The following is a 19,022-nucleotide window of genomic DNA, read 5'->3' as shown; positions in this document are numbered from 1 at the left end:
TATCGCTGTACTCAACCCAGACGTAGGGTGGATCGGGGCGCGTAGCTGACGCCTTTTTCATCCACCATCGCGGAGCCGGGGCTGGTGGACGGATGAAGCGCCGTCCACCCTAAGGGTCAGAACAGTCGGGCGAGCAGGGCGGTGACCGCCGTTTCCACCCGCAGAATGCGCTCGCCGAGCTGCACGGGCTGCAGACCGGCCTCAGCCAGTTTGTCCACCTCATAGGGAATCCAGCCGCCTTCGGGGCCGATGGCCAGGGTGACCGGCTGCTCGACAGCGCGGGGGCACGCCGGGTAGTGACCGGGATGACCGACCAGGCCGAGAGTGCCAGCCGCCAGTTGCGGCAGTCGATCCTCGACGAAAGGCTTGAAGCGCTTCTCGATGATCACCTCGGGCAGTACCGTATCGCGGGCCTGTTCCAGGCCGAGAATCAACTGCTCGCGAATCGCCGCCGGCTCGAGAAAGGGCGTCTGCCAGAAACTCTTTTCCACCCGGTAGCTGTTGAGCAGGATCAGCCGCGGCACGCCCATGGCGGCGACGCTTTGCAGCACGCGCTTGAGCATCTTCGGTCGTGGCAGGGCGAGCAACAGGGTAATCGGCAGCTTGGCCGGTGGTGGTTGGTCGAAGCTGACCTGTAGTTCGGCGCTGCTGGCGTCCAGCTGCAGTAGCTGACCGCGGCCCATGTCGCCGCCGAGGCGGCCGACCCTCAAGGTGTCGCCGTTCTCGGCGCGGTGCACCTCGTGCAGGTGAGTCAGGCGGCGGCCATCGAGGCGTACGCGGTCGGCGGCGATGAAGTCGCCGTCCTCGAGGAGCAGCAGGTTCATGGCTGCGTGCTGGGCGGCTGGTCGGCCGGGGTTTCCTCGTCGTCGGGCTCGCCGCTACGCTTGCGGATCAGGCTGCCGGCGATGATGCCCAGCTCGAACAACAACCACATCGGCACTGCCAGCAGGGTCTGCGAGAAAATGTCCGGCGGCGTCAGGATCATGCCGACCACGAAGCAGCCGATGATCACGTAGGGGCGAGTCTTGCGCAGGTACTCGACATCGACCACGCCGATCCAGATCAGCAGCACCACGGCCACGGGAATCTCGAAAGCCACGCCGAAGGCGAAGAACAGCGTCATCACGAAATCGAGGTAGCTGGCGATATCGGTCATCATCGACACACCTTCGGGCGTCACGCTGGCGAAGAAGTGGAAGATGATCGGGAACACCAGAAAATAGGCGAAGGCCATGCCGCTGTAAAAGAGAATGATGCTGGAGACCAGCAACGGGATGGCGATGCGCTTCTCGTGTTTGTACAGGCCCGGTGCGATGAAGCCCCAGACCTGATGCAGGATCACCGGCATGGCCAGGAACACCGCGACGATCATGGTCAGCTTGAACGGGGTGAGGAACGGCGAGGCCACGTCCGTGGCGATCATCGTCGCGCCTTCCGGCAGGTACTCACGTAGCGGTGCGGAAACCAGGGTGTAGATCTTCTGCGCGAAGTAGAACAGGCCGGCGAAGATCAGGAAGATCGCCGCCACGCAGCGCAGCAGGCGCGTACGCAACTCGGCGAGATGGGAAACCAGCGGCATTTCCTGGTCGTTGTCGGAGAGTCGACTCATGGTTGCGGCGTCTTGTCCTGGCTGGCGACGGGCGCCGGTTCGGGCCCTGTAACGGGGGTGTGCTCAGGCGCAGCGGCTGCCGGGGCGGGCTCGGCGCCGGGTGCCGAATACTGCGTGGGCGGCGGCGTTTCGGCCTGGGGCGCGGGTGTGCTCGGTGGCAGAATGTCGTTCTTCACCGCCTGCATTTCCCGCTCCAGGTCGAGAATGTGTTCGTTATGCAGCTGGCGCCGGATCTCGTCGGCGCCGATTTCGCGCTCGACCTCCGACTTGATCGCATTGAAGCTGCGCTTGATGCGGCCGATCCACAGCCCCGCGGTACGCGCGGCACCGGGCAGGCGCTCGGGGCCGAGCACCAGCAGGGCGATCAATCCGACCAGCAGCAGCTCGCTGAAACTGATACCGAACATGCTCTGGCCTCAGTCCTTGCGCAGGGGTTCTTCGACCTTGCTGGCCTGGCCTTCGACGGTGTGCGGCTGGTTCAGCGGCGTCTGTTGCTGGTGCGGTTGCTGAGCCTGCGGGTCGGCCGGTTTGCTTTCGTCTTCGTTCATTGCCTTGCGAAAACCCTTGATGGTTTCACCGACGTCGGAACCAAGGTTCTTGAGTTTCTTGGTGCCGAACACCAGCACGACGACGATAAGGATGACTACCCAGTGTTTCCAATCGAAAATGCCCATGTTTTGTTGTCCTCGTCAGAGTCTCTATCAGGCTGTTGAAAACCTACCTACGTTTTCAGCGGCCCGCTATTGGTTGTCGCTATCCGGGCGCGCTGCTTTCTCCGCATGCCCGGACAGGCCGAAACGGCGATCCAGTTCGTCCAGCACCGCCTGCGGGTGCTGATCCAGCGCGGCCAGCATGACCAGGCTATGGAACCATAGATCGGCAGTTTCGTAGATCAGGTCGCTGCAGTCACCGCTGGTGGCAGCGTCCTTGGCGGCAAGAATGGTTTCCACCGATTCCTCGCCGACCTTCTCCAGGATCTTGTTCAGACCCTTGTGGTACAGGCTGGCCACGTAGGAGCTGTCCGGTGCCGCACCCTTGCGCGATTCCAGCACCTCGGCCAAGCGTTTGAGGGTATCAGTCATGGCGGTGTTCCGGTGCATATATGGTGTGCGGATCTTTCAACACGGCGTCGACGGTCTTCCAGGCACCCTTCTCGAACACCCGGTAGAAGCAGCTTTCGCGACCGGTGTGGCAGGCGATGCCGCCGAGCTGTTCGACCATCAGCACGATCACGTCGGCGTCACAGTCCAGGCGCAGCTCGTGGAGCTTCTGCACGTGGCCGGATTCCTCGCCCTTGCGCCACAGCTTGCCGCGCGAACGCGACCAGTAGATGGCGCGCTGTTCGCTGGCGGTCAGGGCCAGGGCTTCGCGGTTCATCCAGGCCATCATGAGGATGCGGCCGGTCTGGTGATCCTGGGCGATGGCCGGTACCAGGCCGTCCTCGTTCCAGTTGATTTCATCTAGCCAGTCGTTCATTGCTCTCTCGTATTCATGGCGCAGCGGCGCCTGCTCTCTCGTTGCCAAGTGTGCCAGCCACGGCGTTGGCTGGCTATCGGCGCAGGATCAGGTACAGACCACTGGCGCTCATCAGCCAGGTCGGCCAGGCCGTGGCCGGTTCGCTCAGGTTGCCGGCGCCCAGAGCCAGCACCACGCCACCGCCGAGCAGTGCTGCGCCGATCAGCCGCACTGCCCAGCCATCGCGTTCGCGCCACGGCGGTGGCGGGTCGTTGGCATGGGGCTGGGCCATGCGCTCGAGCAGGCTGCGGGTCATGTTGGCCAGGTGTGGCACCTGCTCGACCTGGCTCTGCAGGTTGTGCAGCAGGTTGCGCGGGCTGACGCGCTCGCGCATCCAGCGCTCGAGGAACGGCTGGGCGGTCGTCCACAGATCCAGATCCGGGTAAAGCTGGCGACCCAGGCCTTCGATGTTCAGCAGGGTCTTCTGCAGCAGCACCAGCTGCGGCTGGATTTCCATGTTGAAACGTCGCGCGGTCTGGAACAGGCGCATCAGCAGCAGGCCGAAGGAGATGTCCTTGAGCGGGCGCTCGAAGATCGGCTCGCACACGGTGCGGATCGCCGCTTCGAAATCGTTGACCTGGGTTTCGGCCGGTACCCAGCCTGAGTCGATGTGCAGCTGCGCAACCTTGCGGTAGTCGCGTTTGAAGAAGGCCACCAGGTTGCGCGCCAGGTAGTCCTGATCCTCGGGGGTGAGGCTGCCGATGATGCCGCAGTCGATTGCGATGTACTGCGGGTTCCAGGGCGTTCGCGTGCTGACGAAGATATTGCCGGGGTGCATGTCGGCATGGAAGAAGCTGTGGGTGAACACCTGGGTGAAGAAGATCTCCACACCGCGTTCGGCCAGCCGTTTCATGTCTGTGCGCTGATCGGCCAGGGTCGCCATGTCGTTGACCTGCACGCCGTAGATGCGCTCCATCACCAGCACCTTGGGTCGGCACCAGTCCCAGTAAACCTGCGGTACGTAGAGTAGATCCGAACCCTCGAAGTTGCGCCGCAGCTGACTGGCGTTGGCCGCCTCACGGAGCAGGTCGAGCTCGTCGTAGATGGTCTTCTCGTAGTCGCTGACCACGTCCACCGGGTGCAGGCGGCGGGCTTCGGCCGAGGCGCGTTCGGCCAGTTTGGCGAGCAGGAACAGCCAGGCCATGTCGGCCTTGATCACTGGCTTGAGGCCGGGGCGCACCACCTTGACCACCACTTCCTCACCGCTTTTCAGCTGCGCGGCGTGCACCTGGGCCACCGATGCCGATGCCAGTGGCTGCGTATCGAAACGGGCGAACGCCTGGCTGACCGGCACGCCGAGCTGTTCTTCGATCAGCGCCAGGGATTTGGCCGGGTCGAACGGCGGTACGCGATCCTGCAGGTGCGCCAGTTCGTCGGCGATATCTGGCGGCAGCAGGTCGCGGCGAGTGGACAGCAACTGGCCGAACTTGATGAAGATCGGCCCCAGCTCTTCCAGGGCCAGGCGCAGGCTGGCACCGCGGCTCAGGGACGAGGGCTTGCGCGGCAGCCAGCGCCACGGCAGCAAAACACGCGGCGCACGCAGCCAGAACGGCAGCGGCAGGGCGAACAGCAGGTCATCCAGGCGGTAGCGGATGACCACGTAGAGGATGCGCAACAGACGACGAACGGCAAGCAGCTTCATGCGATGGGCTTATGGCGTTGGACGAGGCGCTCGATGCGCGCGTCGAGACGATCGAGGGAAAGTTTCAGGTCATCCAGTTCGGCAAAACGCGCCTCGGCCTCGCGGTAACCAACCAGGGCGCGCGACTCTTCGCTGAGGTAGTCGGCGAGGCTCAATTGCAGGCTGTGCAGATTGTCCCGCGTCCAGCCTGTGCGGCTGCGCAGGTGACCGGCCAGCAGCGGCGTGGCGACGGGGCCGAGCCAGCGCGACAGCTCGTACTCCCAGTCCAGTTCGAGATCCTGCAGTACGCCGGTCAGTTCCATCAGCGCGCCACTGTCGCCGTCGAGATCGACCTCCGGCTCGTGCAGCACGGCCTGCTTGTCCTTGGCCAGGGCCAGACGCAGCAGAGCGCTGGCGGGCGCGCGCAGGGTGCAGTCGACCTCGCCGGCCCACTGGCTGGCCAGACGCAGGCCTTCGCCATCGGCGAGGATGAACAGCTGTAACGCTGGTGCCCGCGATTCGACCGCAATCACTCGACCATTCAGCCGGGCCAGGCGTGGCAGGGCGGTGCTGTCCAGCGCCAGGACGCGGTTGAGGCCGCGCTCGACGCCTGCGAACAGGGCCTGGGTCAGCATCAGGGCTTGATACCGCGGTGCAGGGCGACGATGCCGCCGGTCATGTTGTGGTAGGTCACTCGGTCGAAGCCGGCACCCTGCATCATGGCCTTGAGGGTGTCCTGATCCGGGTGCATGCGGATCGACTCGGCCAGGTAGCGATAGCTCTCGGCGTCGTTGGTGACCAGCTTGCCCACCAGCGGCATGAAATTGAACGAGTAGGTGTCGTAGACCTTGGACAGCAGGCTGCTCTTGGGTTTGGAGAACTCCAGCACCAGCAGGCGACCGCCGGGCTTGAGCACCCGCAGCATGGAGGCGATGGCGGCGTCTTTATGAGTGACGTTGCGCAGGCCGAAGGCGATGGTCACGCAGTCGAAATGGTTGTCCGGGAAGGGCAGCTTTTCGGCGTCTGCCTGGACGAACGCGATGTTGCCCGACACGCCACGGTCGAGCAGGCGATCACGGCCGACCTTGAGCATCGAGGCATTGATATCGGCCAGCACCACTTCGCCGGTTTCGCCGACCAGGCGCGAGAACTGCCGGGCCAGGTCGCCGGTGCCGCCCGCGATATCCAGCACGCGGTTGCCACTGCGTACGCCGGACAGTTCGATGGTGAAACGCTTCCACAGACGATGCATGCCGGCGGAAAGCAGGTCGTTCATCAGGTCGTACTTGGCGGCCACCGAGTGGAACACTTCGGCGACCTTCTCCGCCTTCCTGCTTTCCGGAACATCCTGGAAGCCGAAGTGGGTGGTGGGTTCGCTGCCGTCGTTCTTGCGCGGATCGTTCATGTCGCCCTTTCCTGAAATCCGAGAGGCTCTATAAGCCGAGTGCGGGCATTCTAAACCGAAAACCCCGGCACAGGCTGCAAGCGCGGTAGTGGGTCACAGGGCGCTTCTTGTATATTCCCTCGCCAGCATTTTCAGTCAGGAGAGCCTTGATGGCCAAAATTACCGTCGACCGCCCCCACAACCTGGGGATCGAGGCTGCCCGGGGCAAGGCCGAAAGGCTGGCCGAGCGCCTGGCGCGGGAATACGACGTGCGTTATCAGTGGAACGGCGACACCCTGGAATTCAAGCGCAGTGGCGCCGACGGGCGGATCGCGGTCAGCGAGGATCGCGTTAACCTGCAGCTCAATCTGGGTCTGTTGCTGTCGGTGATGAGCGGCAAGATCAAGAGCGAAATCGAAGAAGTCCTGGATAAGGAATTGCAGGCCTGAACACCAGGTTCAGGCCTGCACTCTCGTAGGGTGGGTCACGCTTCACCGACCCACCATGCGGTACTCCGGGTGATCCTGGGTATCGCCGCGCTCAATCCAGACCATTCGTGAGGCTAGCTCCATACAAGTGTTCGCGAGCCTCTACGGCAGGCGCCGAGGCAACCGAAGCCAGAGCATCCAGCCAATCCCGCTGACCACTGCTCGGCTGCTGCGGCCAGCTCTGAGCCAGCGCCTCCAGGCGAAGCAACTGTTCCCGTTCCGCATCCAGTTCCAGCTGTTTGACCCTTTGCCGCAGGTCGGCCAGCGCCGGGTCTTGCTGCGCTGACGTACGCCAGGCCTGGCGCAGTGCTCTGAGCGGTTTGACGACGTCGCGTTGCCAATGCGCTGCGATCTGCCGTAATTGCGCTTCGAACTCACCGTCATGGGGCGTGCCGCGACGATCCAGCCACAGGCCACAGAGCAGCAGGCAGACGTCCGTGCCGGCGTCCTGCTGCGTCAGGCAAGCGGCCTCCACACCCGGGCGGGCGTACAGCGTGGTGGCGAAATCCCACAGGTCAGCAGTCATGGCACCTTCCGAGTATGCGGCAAGGGACTCTGGTAGAATCCGCCGCCATTATGATCCGACTCCTGAACCTTACCTTACAGCGTGGCCCGCAGCGTCTGCTAGAAGACGCCGAGCTGACCCTGCACGCCGGCCACAAAGCCGGTCTTATCGGTGCCAACGGCGCCGGCAAATCCAGCCTGTTCGCCCTGCTGCGCGGCGAGTTGACCCCGGATGCCGGCGATTGCCTGCTGCCCGGCGACTGGCGCATCGCCCATATGCGTCAGGAGGTCGATAGCCTCGAACGTCTGGCCGTGGACTACGTGCTCGACGGTGACCACAACCTGCGCCGCGTGCAGGCTGAGCTGGCGACTGCCGAACAGCGCCAGGACGGCAGCGCCATCGCCCGCCTGCACAGCGAACTGGACAGCGCCGACGGCTATACCGCCGACGCCCGTGCACGCAAGCTGCTGGCTGGCCTGGGGTTCGACAATGCGCAGATGGGGCAAAGGGTCGGCGACTTCTCCGGTGGCTGGCGCATGCGCCTGAACCTGGCCCAGGCGCTGATGTGTCCGTCCGACCTGCTGCTGCTCGACGAGCCGACCAACCACCTGGATCTGGATGCCATTCTCTGGCTCGAAGGCTGGCTGCAAAGCTATCCCGGCACCTTGCTGCTGATTTCCCACGACCGTGATTTTCTCGATGCGGTGGTCGATCACGTCGCCCATGTCGATCAGCGCAAGCTGACCCTCTATCGCGGCGGCTACAGCGCCTTCGAGCGTACCCGCGCCGAGCGCCTGGCTCAGCAGCAGCAAGCCTACGAGAAACAGCAGGCGCAGCGGGCGCACATGGAAAAGTACATCGCCCGCTTCAAGGCCCAGGCCACCAAGGCGCGCCAGGCACAGAGCCGCATCAAGGCATTGGAACGCATGGAGGAGCTGAGTGCGGCCCATGTCGACTCGCCCTTCGATTTCGTGTTCCGCGAGGCCGACAAGATTTCCACGCCGCTGCTCAGCCTCAGTGAGGGGCGCCTGGGGTATGGCGACAAGACCGTGCTGCAGCCGGTCAAGCTGAGCCTGGTGCCCGGCGCGCGGATCGGCCTGCTCGGCCCGAACGGCGCGGGTAAATCGACCCTGATCAAGAACCTTTCCGGTGAGTTGCAGCCCTTGGGCGGCAGCCTGCAGCGTGGCGAGAACCTGGTGATCGGCTACTTCGCCCAGCACCAGCTCGATGCCCTGGACGACAAGGCCAGCCCGTTGTTGCACCTGCAACGCATTGCGCCAGCCGAGCGTGAGCAGACCCTGCGCGATTTCCTCGGTGGCTTCGATTTCCGTGGGCCGCGCTGCGATGAGCCGGTGCTGAATTTCTCCGGTGGCGAGAAGGCACGCCTGGCTCTGGCGCTGATCGCCTGGGGCAAGCCCAACCTGCTGCTGCTCGACGAACCGACCAACCACCTGGATCTGGAAATGCGCCTGGCGCTGACTATGGCCCTGCAGGAGTTCGCCGGAGCCGTGGTGGTGGTGTCTCACGATCGTCATCTGCTCAAGAGCACCACCGACGAGTTTCTGCTGGTGGCGGATGGCCGCGTGGCGCCGTTCGACGGTGACCTGGAGGATTACGCGCGCTGGCTGGTGGATTATCGTCAGCGGCAGGCGGCTCCGGCGACTGCGGCACCGGCCGGCACCGGCAACGACAAGCGTGGGCTGCGCCAGGCCGCCGCTGCGCTGCGTCAGCAACTGGCGCCGCACAAGAAGGCGGCGGACAAGCTCGAAGCCGAGCTCGGCCAGGTGCAGGGCAAGCTCGCCGCACTGGAAGAGCGCCTGGGCGATAGCGCCATCTACGAGGCGACGCGCAAGGAAGAGCTGCGCCAGGCTCTGGCCGAGCAGGCAGGGCTCAAGAGCCGTGAAGCCGAGTTGGAAGAGCAGTGGCTGGAAGCGCTGGAAACCCTGGAAATCTTGCAACAGGAACTGGAGGCAATAGGTTGAACTTCGATGTCACCGATCTGGCCTGGCTGACGGCCTGGAGCCAGCCACTGATGCGCACCGGTCAGGTGGTGCTGATTCTGGTTCTGGCCTGGCTGGCGCAGCGTATTCTCACCCGCGGCATCACTCGGCTGGGCCACCGTTACCCCCAGCTGCCGGGAGAGCTGCTGGTGCCGTTGCGTGGCCTGACTCGCTGGCTGATCCTCGGCAGCGCCTTCATGCTGGTGCTCGAGCGACTGGGTGTCTCGGCACAGGTTCTGTGGGGCGCCTTGACCGGCTTCGTCGCCGTGGCAGCCATCGCCTTCTTTGCCATCTGGAGCGTGCTGTCGAACCTGTTCTGTGCCTTGCTGATCTTTGCTCTCGGGCCGTTCCGTATCGGCGACTGCGTCGAGGTGCTGGAAAGCGCCGACAAACCCGGCGTACGTGGCCGCGTTCTGGACATCAATCTGTTCTATACCACCCTGGAAGACCTGACCGGTGATGCGCCGGGAACCTGGGTACAGATTCCCAACAGCCTGTTCTTCCAGAAGGCCGTGCGGCGCTGGCGCAACGGCGATGTTCCTGCTCCGCGCAAGATCGAATCCTGATCGTCACTCATTCGAGGTCGTCACTATGGCTCTGGAAACCTGGCTCGCTTTCTTCGTCGCCTGTTGGCTGATCAGCCTGTCGCCGGGAGCCGGTGCCATCGCGTCGATGTCGGCCGGCCTGCAATACGGCTTTCTGCGTGGTTACTGGAACGCACTGGGCCTGCAGCTCGGCCTGGCGCTGCAGATCGCCATCGTCGCGGCCGGCGTCGGCGCGGTGCTGGCGACCTCGGCGCTGGCCTTCAGCCTGATCAAGTGGTTCGGTGTTGCCTACCTGGTGTACCTGGGCTGGCGCCAATGGCGGGCGCTGCCTGCCGACATGAGCATCAGCGGCGAGCGCCCGATTGGCCGGCCGCTGAGCCTGGTGTTGCGTGGCTTTCTGGTGAATTTCGGCAACCCCAAGGCAATCGTGTTCATGCTGGCGGTGTTGCCGCAGTTCATCAACCCCCATGCGCCGCTGGTCGAGCAGTACCTGACCATCGGCGTGACCATGATCGTCGTCGACCTGATCGTCATGGCCGGCTATACCGGCCTGGCCGTACGCGTTCTGCGCCTGCTGCGTACGCCGCGCCAGCAACGGATCATGAACCGCAGCTTTGGCGTGCTGTTCGTCGGTGCTGCAGCGTTGCTGGCCACCGTGCGTCGCGCGCCGGTCTGAGGCTGGCGGGCATGCGTGTGTGGATCGATGCCGACGCCTGTCCACGATTGGCCCGCGATCAGGTGGTCAAGTTCGCCCTCAAGCGTAACTTCGAGGTCGTCATGGTCGCCGGGCAAGCGCAGCCCAAACCGGCTTTCGCCTGTGTGCGTTTGATCGTTGTGCCGAGCGGGCCGGATGCGGCTGATGATTATCTGGTGGAACACGCCGTGCCAGGTGAGCTGGTGATCTGCAGCGATGTGCCGCTGGCTGATCGCCTGGTGAAGAAAGGTGTGGCGGCGCTGGATCCGCGAGGCAAGGAATTCGACGAACGCAACATGGGCGAGCGTCTGGCGGTGCGCAATCTGTTCACCGACCTGCGTGAGCAGGGGCAGGTCGGTGGTGGTCAGGCCGCTTATGGTGATCGCGATCGGCAGGCTTTCGCCAACTCGCTGGATCGTCTGCTGACGCGCCTGTCACGCGGTTGAATGAGCGGCCGGATCCCGAATCCTAGCCTGGGTTGAGCGAAGCGATACCCGGGGCTGGAAGGTGGCGGATGTAGGCAATCCGACGAGCCGAGATTGGCGCTGAATGGCCTGGTGGGTCGGTAAAGCGTGACCCACCCTACGAAAGGCCAAACGGCAAGCCTGTCACTCGTGGGTCAGTTCCAGTACGCGATCTACCAGTTTGTTGATCCCCGATGCTGCCTGGGAGATTGAATTGGCCAGCATGTAAGCCGGGGTGGTCACCAGTTTGCGCTTGGGATCTTCGACGATGTCTTCGACGTTGCACTCGACGTGCTCGGCGCCCATCTTGCCCAGGGCGGCGGCCGTGTCGGCATCATGGCCGATGGTACAGATCACGCCAGCACCGAAGATGCGTGCGGCCAGAGCCGGGGCGATGCAGATCAGCCCTATGGGCTTGGCGGCGCTGACGAACGACTGCGCAGCGGCCAGCACGTCGGCCTGTACGCTACAGTCGCTGCCGCTGCTGGCGAAGTCGGAAAGATTCTTGGCGGCGCCGAAACCACCCGGCAGGATCAGAGCATCGAAGTCGTCGGCACGCAGTTCGCGCACGTCCTTGATATTGCCGCGGGCAATGCGCGCGGACTCCACAAGCACGTTACGCGCCGGCTGCATTTCTTCGCCATTGAGGTGGTTGAGTACGTGTACCTGGTCGATATTGGGCGCGAAGCACTGCACCTCTGCACCGCGCTGGTCGAGACGCAGCAGGGTGATTACGCTCTCGTGGATTTCCGAGCCGTCATAGACGCCACAACCGGAAAGAATCACTGCGACTTTTTTGTTCATCGACCAACTCCTGATGAGGTACGAACCGAGCCCGGATCTGATGTCCGGCGGTCTTGCCTGGGGAAATGTATCTTCTGTTATGACTGGACTGTCAGCCAATTGTTACAGGTGTTTAAGCGTGCGCAGGGCTATCGTCAACCGTCGTGTTTCAGCTGCTGCGCTGTCTGCGACGGTATAGCCAGATGCCAAGACCGAGAACCAGCAAACCGCCGAACAGGTACAGCTGAACCTGATGCAGCTCGCCAAGCAGGCTTTCGAGTACGCGGCCGAGCTTGTAAGCCAGGGTGCCGAGCACGACGGCCCAGATCGCCGCGCCGATGGCATCGAGGATCACGTAGCGGCGTCGCGGGTAGCCGGAGAGGCCGATAGCCAGTGGCATCACCGTGCGCATGCCGTAGAGGAAACGAAAGCCCAGCACCCACAGATCCGGGTGGCGGCGCAGATACACCAGCGCCTTATCGCTCAGCGCCTGCCACTGCGGGCGGCGATCGAGGATGCGCCGCCCATGACGGCGACCCAGGTGGAACCACAGCTGATCACTGGCGTAGGTGCCGAGAAAGGCGAAAACCATCACCAGCTCGATGTCGAGAATGCCGCGCAACGCCAGGTAGGCCGCCAGCAACAACGACATTTCGCCTTCGAGAAAAGTGCCCAGCGCCAGGGCCGGGTAACCGAAGTGCTGCAGCAGATTTTCCAGCATGCAAGTTGACCGTAGAGGAGAGAGTTCAAGGTACGCCGTTCGACAACGTAAAACAGCATTTGTCGGGAGACTGTGAAATGGCCAGCCGCAGCTTTTTTCCGACTGCGTAGGCTTTTGGCTTTTTCGATGTGCCTTATCAACTGCGACGCACCGTCGCAGTATTCGTTATCGGCGTCATCATTTGGTCATAATGGCGGCTTATAACTGTCACACTTCGCCCGCTCGAGCGGGCCCAGGAGTCTGCCGTGAGCTTTACCCCCGCCAACCGCCTGTTCCCAGCCACCCGCCTGCGTCGCAATCGTCGTGACGACTTTTCCCGGCGTCTGGTGCGCGAGAACGTGCTGACCACCAATGACCTGATCCTGCCGGTATTCGTGCTCGACGGCGAGAATCAGCGTGAAGCGGTGGCGTCCATGCCGGGCGTTGAGCGTCTGTCCATCGACCTCCTGCTGCAGGAAGCGGAAAAGTGGGTAGCGCTGGGTATCCCGGCTCTGGCCCTGTTCCCGGTAACCCCCGCAGAAAAGAAAACCCTCGACGGTCGCGAAGCCTGGAACCCGGATGGCATCGCCCAGCGCGCCACCCGTGCGTTGCGCGCGCGGTTCCCCGAGCTTGGGGTGATCACCGATGTGGCCCTCGACCCGTTCACCACCCACGGCCAGGACGGCATTCTTGACGAAGAAGGCTATGTGCAGAACGACATCACCGTCGATGCACTGGTCAAGCAGGCGCTGTCCCATGCTGAAGCCGGCGCCCAGGTGGTGGCACCCTCGGACATGATGGATGGGCGCATTCAGGCCATCCGCGAGGCGCTGGAGCTGGCCGATCACGTCAACGTACGGATCATGGCCTACTCTGCCAAGTATGCCAGCGCCTATTACGGCCCGTTCCGCGATGCGGTGGGTTCCTCGCTGAACCTGGGCAAGGCCAACAAGGCTTCCTACCAGATGGATCCGGCCAACAGTGACGAGGCGCTGCACGAAGTCGCCGCCGACCTGGCCGAAGGCGCCGACATGGTCATGGTCAAGCCGGGCATGCCATATCTGGACATCGTTCATCGGGTCAAGAGCGAATTCAAGGTGCCGACCTTTGTCTATCAGGTCAGTGGCGAATACGCGATGCACATGGCCGCCATTCAGAACGGCTGGCTCAGCGAGGCGGTAATCCTCGAGTCGCTGACGGCCTGCAAACGAGCGGGTGCCGACGGCATCCTCACTTATTTCGCCGTGCGTGCGGCCGAACTCATACGACAGGGGCAATAGCCCCTCCAGGGCATTTCAATGAACAGCGAAGGACTCAGTGAGAACGAACAGCACGATGTACCGGCAGTCAGCCTGCCGGTGATCGACGAGGCGCCGGTGGAAACAGTAGTGGAAACGCCAGTAGTCGAAACCACGGCGGTGGCCGTGGCAGTGCCCAGTCTGGATGACAGTAGCCTGTACATCCATCGCGAGCTGTCGCAGCTGCAGTTCAACATCCGCGTGCTGGAGCAGGCGCTGGACGAGTCCTATCCGCTGCTCGAACGTCTCAAGTTCCTGTTGATCTTCTCCAGCAACCTCGACGAGTTCTTCGAGATCCGCGTCGCCGGGCTGAAGAAGCAGATCAATTTCGCCCGCGAGCAGGCCGGTGCCGACGGCCTGCAGCCGCACCAGGCACTGTCGCGGATTGCCGAGCTGGTACATGAGCAGGTCGGCCGCCAGTACGCCATCCTCAACGACACCCTGTTCCCGGCGCTGGCCAAGCACGGCATCAACTTCGTACGCCGGCGCTACTGGACGACCAAGCTCAAGGCCTGGGTGCGTCGCTACTTCCGCGACGAGATCGCACCGATCATCACGCCGATCGGTCTCGACCCGACTCACCCGTTTCCGCTGCTGGTCAACAAGAGCCTGAACTTCATCGTAGAGCTGGAGGGCGTCGATGCCTTCGGCCGCGACTCTGGTCTGGCGATCATCCCGGCGCCGCGCCTGTTGCCGCGCATCATCAAGGTGCCGGAAGACGTCGGTGGTTCTGGTGCCAACTACGTGTTCCTGTCGTCGATGATCCATGCCCACGCCGACGACCTGTTCCCCGGTATGAAGGTCAAGGGCTGCTACCAGTTCCGCCTGACCCGTAACGCCGACCTGTCGGTGGATACCGAGGACGTCGAAGACCTGGCCCGCGCTCTGCGTGGCGAGTTGTTCAGCCGTCGCTACGGTGACGCTGTGCGCCTGGAAGTGGTCGACACTTGCCCGAAACACCTCACCGATCAGTTGCTCAAGCAGTTCGGCCTGTCGGAGCACGAGCTTTACCAGGTCAACGGCCCGGTCAACCTGACCCGCCTGTTCAGTATCACCGGTCTGGATAGCCATCCGGAACTGCAGAATCTGCCCTTCACGCCGGTGATCCCCAAGCTGCTACAGAACAGCGAGAACCTGTTCAGCGTGATCAGCAAGCAGGATATCCTGCTGTTGCACCCCTTCGAGTCCTTCACCCCGGTGGTGGACATGTTGCGCCAGGCGGCCAAGGATCCCCATGTCCTCGCGATCAAGCAGACGCTGTATCGCTCGGGCGCCAACTCGGAGATCGTCGATGCGCTGGTGGAGGCCGCGCGCAACGGCAAGGAAGTCACCGCAGTGATCGAGTTGCGCGCGCGTTTTGACGAGGAGTCCAACCTGGCCCTGGCCAGCCGTCTGCAGGCTGCAGGCGCGGTGGTGATCTACGGTGTGGTGGGTTTCAAGACCCACGCCAAGATGATGCTCATTCTGCGTCGTGAGAATGGTGAGATTCGCCGCTATGCGCACCTGGGCACTGGCAACTACCACGCCGCCAACGCACGTCTATATACCGACTACAGCCTGCTCACTGCCGATGTGGCGCTGGGGGAGGATGTGTCCAAGCTGTTCAGCCAACTGATCGGCATGGGCAAGACCCTGCGCATGAAGAAGCTTCTGCATGCACCCTTTACCCTGAAGAAAGCCCTGCTCGACCTGATCGCCAAGGAAACCCACCTGGCCAGCGAGGGCAAGCCGGCGCATATCATCGCCAAGTTCAACTCGCTGACCGATCCGAAGATCATTCGCGCGCTGTACAAGGCCAGCCAGACCGGTGTGAGGATCGATCTTGTGGTGCGCGGCATGTGCTGCCTGCGTCCGGGGATTCCGGGGGTATCGCACAATATCCAGGTGCGCTCGATCATCGGTCGCTTCCTCGAGCACACTCGGGTGTTCTACTTCCTCAATGGCGGCGAAGAGAAGATCTACCTGTCCAGCGCCGACTGGATGGAGCGTAACCTCGACAAGCGGGTGGAGACCTGCTTCCCGGTAGAGGGCAAGAAGCTCATCACCCGGGTCAAGAAGGAGCTGGAGGCCTACCTGACGGACAACACCCATGCCTGGGTACTGCAGCCTGACGGACGCTACCTGCGGATTTCCCCGACCGGTAACCAGAACTCGCGCAGTGCCCAGGCCAGCCTGCTGGAAAAGCTCAGCGCACCGGTGATCATTCCGCGCTGAGTCGCCTTCAGGCGATATTCGGCGTTGCGGCATGGTGGGTTACGGCGCAGCAGGAATTGCATGCGCCGGGCTGCCTGGAACAGGCACCTAACCTGCGCGGCCCGACCCACCCTACGGTTTCTCCCGTGCGATTGAAATCCAATCAGCCGGGTCAAAACCACGCCTCGTTCATCGCCAGGCACGTGTCGTCACGTTGCTCCAGCAGATCCAGGTCGTGATGACAGCCCGGTACTTCGCGGAGCAGGAAGTAGCGCGCGGCCTGCAGCTTGCCGCGGTAGAAGTCGGCGTCCGCCGGGTTACCGCTCTGTCGACCGCCCTCGGCGTGGATGGCCTGTTCCAGCCAGCGCCAGCCGATCACCATATGCCCAAACACCTTGAGATACAGCGCCGAGTCTGCCAGGGCGCTGTTGAGGCGACCCTGCTGCAGATCGCCAAGCAGCGCCAGCGTCACGTTCGACAGGCGCGCCAGTAATTTTTCCAGCGGCTGACGCAGTGCGTCCAGTTCGGTAAAGGGCTCGGCGCGCTGGCAGGTATCGATGATCTGTCGGCTCAACGCCTTGAGCGCCGCGCCACTCTGCTGGCCGACCTTGCGCCCCAGCAGGTCGAGTGACTGAATGCCGTGGGTGCCTTCGTGGAGCGGATTGAGGCGGTTATCGCGGTAATACTGTTCCACCGGGTGATCGCGGGTATAACCGTGGCCGCCGAGAATCTGGATTGCCAGGGCATTGGCCTGGAGGCAGTACTCGGACGGCCAGGATTTGGCCACCGGGGTCAGCAGGTCGAGCAGTTGCCCCGCCTGCTCGCGCTGCTCGGCGTCTACCAGGGTCTGGCTATCGTCGAACAGACGGGCGCAATACAAAGCAAGATCGAAGGCACCTTCCACGTAGGCCTTCTGGGTGAGCAGCATACGGCGCACGTCGGCGTGCTCGATGATCGCCACCTGATCACTTGCCGAACTCTTGCCGTCGGGCAGGCGGCCCTGCGTACGCTGGCGTGCATATTCCAGAGAGTACAGATAACCGGCGTAGCCGAGCATCACTGCACCCATGCCGACACCGATGCGCGCCTCGTTCATCATCTGGAACATGTAGGACAGGCCTGCGTGTGGTTTGCCCACCAGATAGCCGACACAGTTACCTTGATCGCCGAAATTCAGCGCCGTGGACGTGGTGCCACGCCAGCCCATCTTGTGGAACAGACCCGCCAGGGTCACGTCGTTGCGTGGGCCCTGGTTGCCATCTTCATTGATCAGAAATTTCGGCACGATGAACAGCGAGATGCCTTTCACCCCGGCGGGTGCATCGGGCAGTCGGGCCAGCACCAGATGGACGATGTTTTCGCTCAGCCCATGGTCGCCACCGGAGATGAAGATCTTGTTGCCCTTGAGGCGGTAGCTGCCGTCGGCCGCCGGCTCGGCGCGGGTGCGAATGTCGGCGAGGGAAGAGCCGGCGTGGGGCTCGGTCAGGGCCATGGTGCCGAAGAAGCGACCCTCGATCATCGGCTGCAGGAAGCGGCGCTTCTGCGCCTCATCGCCGAAGGCTTCGATGAGGTTGGCGGCAGCCATGGTCAGCATGGGGTAAGAGGCCGTGGCGATATTGGCTGCCTGGAAATGGGCGAAGCAGGCCTGGGACAGCAAATTGGGTAGTTGCATGCCACCGGCTTCGAAGTCCCTTGTCGCGTTCAGAAAGCCGGCATCGATAAAGGCCTGCAGCGCGGGTTTGACTTCGGCGATCAGTTGCGCGGTGCCTTCGACATACTGCGGTTCCTGTTCGTCGCCTTTGCGGTTGTGCGTGGCGAACAGCTCCTCGGCAATGCTGCGCGCGGTCTCCAGCGCCGCCTCGAAGGTTTCCCGGTTGTGCTCGTTGAACCGCTGGCGGCTGGTGAGTGCTTCGGCGTTCAGCACTTCATAGAGTTCGAACGCCAGATTGCGGGCGCTGAGCAAGGTCTCGGGCATGATGGCTCTCCGGTTTAGTGAAGCCAGTCTAGAGGGCTGCAAGTGGCCCGCCAGCATCATCGACAGCCGTGATGCCGAGAAACAAGCCGGACGCTGCCCGGGCCAATCCACGCCAGGCGCTGCGCCGCGGGCGCAGGACGGCTACAATTCGCCCCCTGCTCAGGAGTCGATGATGAATTACCGCCACGCCTTCCACGCCGGCAACCATGCCGATGTGCTGAAACACCTGGTGCTGTGCCGCCTGTTCGCCCTGCTGGCGCGCAAGGAGGCGCCCTATGCCTACCTCGATAGCCATGCTGGCGTTGGTCTGTACGACCTTGCGGGGGATCAGGCCAGTCGCACTGGCGAATGGCGTGAAGGGATAGGCCGCCTGTGGGAGGCCACGGATGTGCCGGATCCACTGCTCGATTACCTGGAAGTGATCCGCACGATGAACCCCGATGGCGTCCTGCGTCATTATCCCGGTTCGCCGGAGTTGGCGCGCTTGCAGACTCGCGAGCAGGATCGCCTGCACCTGAACGAAAAACATCCCGAGGATGGTCGCCTGCTCAAGGAGAACATGGCAGGCGACCGCCGCGTTGCCGTACACCTGGGCGAGGGCTGGCACGTGCCACGAGCCCTGCTGCCGAGCCGCGAGAAGCGCGCTGTATTGCTGATCGATCCGCCCTTCGAAAAGGCCGACGAACTCGAACGCTGCGTGACAGCGCTTAATGAGGCCATCGGACGCATGCGCCAGACCGTGGTCGCGATCTGGTATCCGATCAAGGACGAGCGTCAGCTCAAGCGTTTCTACCGCGATATGGAAAAGAGCACGGCACCCAAGCTGCTGCGTGTCGAACTGTTCGTGCACCCGGCCGACGAGGCGCAGCGCCTCAACGGCTCCGGCCTGCTGATCAGCAATCCACCTTGGGGGCTGGAAGACGAACTACGTGCGCTACTGCCCTGGTTGACCGAGCGCCTTGCTCAGAGCCAGGGCAGCTTCCGCCTGGACTGGCTGATCGCGGAGTAGGGGATACCCGGCTGGCCGACGGCTTCAAGGCGAAAGCAGACGTAGGGTGGATGACGCTCTTTTCATCCACCATTGCGATCGCTAGGTTGGTGGACGGATCGGGCCGCGCAGGTGAAGCGTCGTCCACCCTTGTATCTCGACTACCTCCTCGCCAGAGGCGATAGTTCCCGACTGATCATCGGGGGAGGAGCTGCAAGCCGTGTCCACCCTAAAGCCTTGAGCTTGTAACGTAGATTGCG

The 19,022-nt window shown here is 63.2% G+C and carries 21 protein-coding genes; 8 read left to right on the top strand and 13 right to left on the bottom strand.

All coding sequences use genetic code 11. The features are described from left to right. Nucleotides 1–116 precede the first annotated feature (116 nt). The 9 genes from DNK10_RS24430 to ubiE all read right to left on the bottom strand — a co-directional run bounded on the left by DNK10_RS24430 (nucleotide 117) and on the right by ubiE (nucleotide 6,150). Nucleotides 117–824, bottom strand: coding sequence for a 16S rRNA (uracil(1498)-N(3))-methyltransferase (locus DNK10_RS24430; RefSeq protein WP_131193339.1), 708 nt, complete (start codon nucleotides 822–824; stop codon nucleotides 117–119). Continuing rightward, complete coding sequence (gene tatC, locus DNK10_RS24425) at nucleotides 821–1,609, bottom strand: twin-arginine translocase subunit TatC (RefSeq protein ID WP_131193338.1); 789 nt, start codon at nucleotides 1,607–1,609, stop codon at nucleotides 821–823. The genes DNK10_RS24430 and tatC overlap by 4 nt, the downstream gene beginning before the upstream one ends. After that, nucleotides 1,606–2,016 (bottom strand): Sec-independent protein translocase protein TatB, encoded by a 411-nt coding sequence (gene tatB / locus DNK10_RS24420; RefSeq protein WP_131178196.1) that lies wholly within the window; start codon nucleotides 2,014–2,016, stop codon nucleotides 1,606–1,608. The genes tatC and tatB overlap by 4 nt, the downstream gene beginning before the upstream one ends. Before the next feature lie 9 nt (nucleotides 2,017–2,025). Beyond that, nucleotides 2,026–2,283, bottom strand: coding sequence for a twin-arginine translocase TatA/TatE family subunit (locus DNK10_RS24415; protein ID WP_131193337.1), 258 nt, complete (start codon nucleotides 2,281–2,283; stop codon nucleotides 2,026–2,028). Nucleotides 2,284–2,349: 66 nt separating this feature from the next. Beyond that, nucleotides 2,350–2,691, bottom strand: coding sequence for a phosphoribosyl-ATP diphosphatase (locus DNK10_RS24410; RefSeq protein ID WP_131178194.1), 342 nt, complete (start codon nucleotides 2,689–2,691; stop codon nucleotides 2,350–2,352). Then, entirely contained in the window at nucleotides 2,684–3,085 is a 402-nt protein-coding gene (gene hisI, locus DNK10_RS24405) for a phosphoribosyl-AMP cyclohydrolase (RefSeq protein WP_131178193.1), read from the bottom strand. The genes DNK10_RS24410 and hisI overlap by 8 nt, the downstream gene beginning before the upstream one ends. Before the next feature lie 73 nt (nucleotides 3,086–3,158). Then, on the bottom strand, nucleotides 3,159–4,766 hold the full coding sequence (gene ubiB, locus DNK10_RS24400) for a ubiquinone biosynthesis regulatory protein kinase UbiB (protein WP_131178192.1): 1,608 nt from the start codon (nucleotides 4,764–4,766) through the stop codon (nucleotides 3,159–3,161). Next, nucleotides 4,763–5,380 (bottom strand): ubiquinone biosynthesis accessory factor UbiJ, encoded by a 618-nt coding sequence (locus DNK10_RS24395; RefSeq protein ID WP_131178191.1) that lies wholly within the window; start codon nucleotides 5,378–5,380, stop codon nucleotides 4,763–4,765. Before DNK10_RS24395 ends, ubiB begins: the two co-directional genes overlap by 4 nt. Continuing rightward, a complete protein-coding gene (ubiE, locus tag DNK10_RS24390; RefSeq protein WP_131193336.1) occupies nucleotides 5,380–6,150 on the bottom strand; it encodes a bifunctional demethylmenaquinone methyltransferase/2-methoxy-6-polyprenyl-1,4-benzoquinol methylase UbiE in 771 nt (256 codons plus the stop codon). Before ubiE ends, DNK10_RS24395 begins: the two co-directional genes overlap by 1 nt. A 149-nt stretch (nucleotides 6,151–6,299) precedes the next feature. On the opposite strand from ubiE, the gene DNK10_RS24385 reads away from it, so the two are divergent. Beyond that, the gene (locus DNK10_RS24385; RefSeq protein WP_131193335.1) at nucleotides 6,300–6,578 is read left to right on the top strand and encodes a polyhydroxyalkanoic acid system family protein; all 279 of its coding nucleotides are present in this window, start codon (nucleotides 6,300–6,302) and stop codon (nucleotides 6,576–6,578) included. A 91-nt stretch (nucleotides 6,579–6,669) separates the two neighbouring features. On the opposite strand, the gene DNK10_RS24380 is transcribed toward DNK10_RS24385, so the two are convergent. Beyond that, entirely contained in the window at nucleotides 6,670–7,143 is a 474-nt protein-coding gene (locus tag DNK10_RS24380) for a TIGR02444 family protein (protein WP_131193334.1), read from the bottom strand. A 50-nt stretch (nucleotides 7,144–7,193) separates the two neighbouring features. Here DNK10_RS24380 and abc-f point away from each other — a divergent pair, with 50 nt between their 5' ends. Genes abc-f through DNK10_RS24360 form a run of 4 tightly spaced genes read left to right on the top strand, consistent with a single transcriptional unit; the run spans nucleotide 7,194 to nucleotide 10,807 of the window. Next, complete coding sequence (gene abc-f / locus DNK10_RS24375; protein WP_131193333.1) at nucleotides 7,194–9,104, top strand: ribosomal protection-like ABC-F family protein; 1,911 nt, start codon at nucleotides 7,194–7,196, stop codon at nucleotides 9,102–9,104. Between the two features lie 50 nt (nucleotides 9,105–9,154). Beyond that, nucleotides 9,155–9,688, top strand: coding sequence for a mechanosensitive ion channel family protein (locus DNK10_RS24370; RefSeq protein ID WP_131178335.1), 534 nt, complete (start codon nucleotides 9,155–9,157; stop codon nucleotides 9,686–9,688). Nucleotides 9,689–9,713: 25 nt separating this feature from the next. Continuing rightward, nucleotides 9,714–10,343: a homoserine/homoserine lactone efflux protein gene (gene rhtB / locus DNK10_RS24365; RefSeq protein ID WP_131178186.1), complete on the top strand. Its 630-nt coding sequence runs from the start codon at nucleotides 9,714–9,716 to the stop codon at nucleotides 10,341–10,343. Between the two features lie 11 nt (nucleotides 10,344–10,354). Continuing rightward, nucleotides 10,355–10,807: a YaiI/YqxD family protein gene (locus tag DNK10_RS24360; RefSeq protein WP_131193332.1), complete on the top strand. Its 453-nt coding sequence runs from the start codon at nucleotides 10,355–10,357 to the stop codon at nucleotides 10,805–10,807. A gap of 162 nt (nucleotides 10,808–10,969) precedes the next feature. Here the strand turns inward: DNK10_RS24360 and elbB are convergent, their stop codons facing one another. Next, nucleotides 10,970–11,629 (bottom strand): isoprenoid biosynthesis glyoxalase ElbB, encoded by a 660-nt coding sequence (gene elbB / locus DNK10_RS24355; protein WP_131178184.1) that lies wholly within the window; start codon nucleotides 11,627–11,629, stop codon nucleotides 10,970–10,972. 148 nt (nucleotides 11,630–11,777) lie between these two features. Further along, nucleotides 11,778–12,329, bottom strand: coding sequence for a DedA family protein (locus DNK10_RS24350; RefSeq protein WP_131178183.1), 552 nt, complete (start codon nucleotides 12,327–12,329; stop codon nucleotides 11,778–11,780). Between the two features lie 245 nt (nucleotides 12,330–12,574). On the opposite strand from DNK10_RS24350, the gene hemB reads away from it, so the two are divergent. Then, nucleotides 12,575–13,588 (top strand): porphobilinogen synthase, encoded by a 1,014-nt coding sequence (gene hemB / locus DNK10_RS24345; RefSeq protein ID WP_131193331.1) that lies wholly within the window; start codon nucleotides 12,575–12,577, stop codon nucleotides 13,586–13,588. Nucleotides 13,589–13,606: 18 nt separating this feature from the next. Further along, entirely contained in the window at nucleotides 13,607–15,820 is a 2,214-nt protein-coding gene (ppk1, locus tag DNK10_RS24340) for a polyphosphate kinase 1 (protein ID WP_131178181.1), read from the top strand. 151 nt (nucleotides 15,821–15,971) lie between these two features. Here ppk1 and DNK10_RS24335 read toward each other — a convergent pair whose 3' ends face one another. Next, nucleotides 15,972–17,774 carry an acyl-CoA dehydrogenase family protein gene (locus tag DNK10_RS24335; RefSeq protein ID WP_131193330.1) on the bottom strand — a complete coding sequence of 601 codons (1,803 nt, stop codon included), beginning with the start codon at nucleotides 17,772–17,774 and terminating at the stop codon, nucleotides 15,972–15,974. A gap of 172 nt (nucleotides 17,775–17,946) precedes the next feature. On the opposite strand from DNK10_RS24335, the gene DNK10_RS24330 reads away from it, so the two are divergent. Further along, nucleotides 17,947–18,783, top strand: a complete 837-nt coding sequence (locus DNK10_RS24330) for a 23S rRNA (adenine(2030)-N(6))-methyltransferase RlmJ (protein ID WP_131178179.1) — start codon at nucleotides 17,947–17,949, stop codon at nucleotides 18,781–18,783. The last annotated feature ends 239 nt before the right edge of the window (nucleotides 18,784–19,022 follow it).

Origin of the sequence: Phytopseudomonas daroniae, assembly GCF_004327275.1 — a bacterium.
GTDB classification, from domain to species: domain Bacteria; phylum Pseudomonadota; class Gammaproteobacteria; order Pseudomonadales; family Pseudomonadaceae; genus Aquipseudomonas; species Aquipseudomonas daroniae.
The sequence above is the reverse complement of the archived record's forward strand: the minus strand, read 5'-3'. Positions and strand labels throughout refer to the sequence as shown.

Coding starts and splice junctions, on each gene's coding strand:
- DNK10_RS24430 (WP_131193339.1), bottom strand. CDS start 824: ATGAACCTGCTGCTCCTCGAGGACGGCGACTTCATCGCCGCCGACCGC.
- tatC (WP_131193338.1), bottom strand. CDS start 1,609: ATGAGTCGACTCTCCGACAACGACCAGGAAATGCCGCTGGTTTCCCAT.
- tatB (WP_131178196.1), bottom strand. CDS start 2,016: ATGTTCGGTATCAGTTTCAGCGAGCTGCTGCTGGTCGGATTGATCGCC.
- DNK10_RS24415 (WP_131193337.1), bottom strand. CDS start 2,283: ATGGGCATTTTCGATTGGAAACACTGGGTAGTCATCCTTATCGTCGTC.
- DNK10_RS24410 (WP_131178194.1), bottom strand. CDS start 2,691: ATGACTGATACCCTCAAACGCTTGGCCGAGGTGCTGGAATCGCGCAAG.
- hisI (WP_131178193.1), bottom strand. CDS start 3,085: ATGAACGACTGGCTAGATGAAATCAACTGGAACGAGGACGGCCTGGTA.
- ubiB (WP_131178192.1), bottom strand. CDS start 4,766: ATGAAGCTGCTTGCCGTTCGTCGTCTGTTGCGCATCCTCTACGTGGTC.
- DNK10_RS24395 (WP_131178191.1), bottom strand. CDS start 5,380: ATGCTGACCCAGGCCCTGTTCGCAGGCGTCGAGCGCGGCCTCAACCGC.
- ubiE (WP_131193336.1), bottom strand. CDS start 6,150: ATGAACGATCCGCGCAAGAACGACGGCAGCGAACCCACCACCCACTTC.
- DNK10_RS24385 (WP_131193335.1), top strand. CDS start 6,300: ATGGCCAAAATTACCGTCGACCGCCCCCACAACCTGGGGATCGAGGCT.
- DNK10_RS24380 (WP_131193334.1), bottom strand. CDS start 7,143: ATGACTGCTGACCTGTGGGATTTCGCCACCACGCTGTACGCCCGCCCG.
- abc-f (WP_131193333.1), top strand. CDS start 7,194: ATGATCCGACTCCTGAACCTTACCTTACAGCGTGGCCCGCAGCGTCTG.
- DNK10_RS24370 (WP_131178335.1), top strand. CDS start 9,155: ATGCGCACCGGTCAGGTGGTGCTGATTCTGGTTCTGGCCTGGCTGGCG.
- rhtB (WP_131178186.1), top strand. CDS start 9,714: ATGGCTCTGGAAACCTGGCTCGCTTTCTTCGTCGCCTGTTGGCTGATC.
- DNK10_RS24360 (WP_131193332.1), top strand. CDS start 10,355: ATGCGTGTGTGGATCGATGCCGACGCCTGTCCACGATTGGCCCGCGAT.
- elbB (WP_131178184.1), bottom strand. CDS start 11,629: ATGAACAAAAAAGTCGCAGTGATTCTTTCCGGTTGTGGCGTCTATGAC.
- DNK10_RS24350 (WP_131178183.1), bottom strand. CDS start 12,329: ATGCTGGAAAATCTGCTGCAGCACTTCGGTTACCCGGCCCTGGCGCTG.
- ppk1 (WP_131178181.1), top strand. CDS start 13,607: ATGAACAGCGAAGGACTCAGTGAGAACGAACAGCACGATGTACCGGCA.
- DNK10_RS24335 (WP_131193330.1), bottom strand. CDS start 17,774: ATGCCCGAGACCTTGCTCAGCGCCCGCAATCTGGCGTTCGAACTCTAT.
- DNK10_RS24330 (WP_131178179.1), top strand. CDS start 17,947: ATGAATTACCGCCACGCCTTCCACGCCGGCAACCATGCCGATGTGCTG.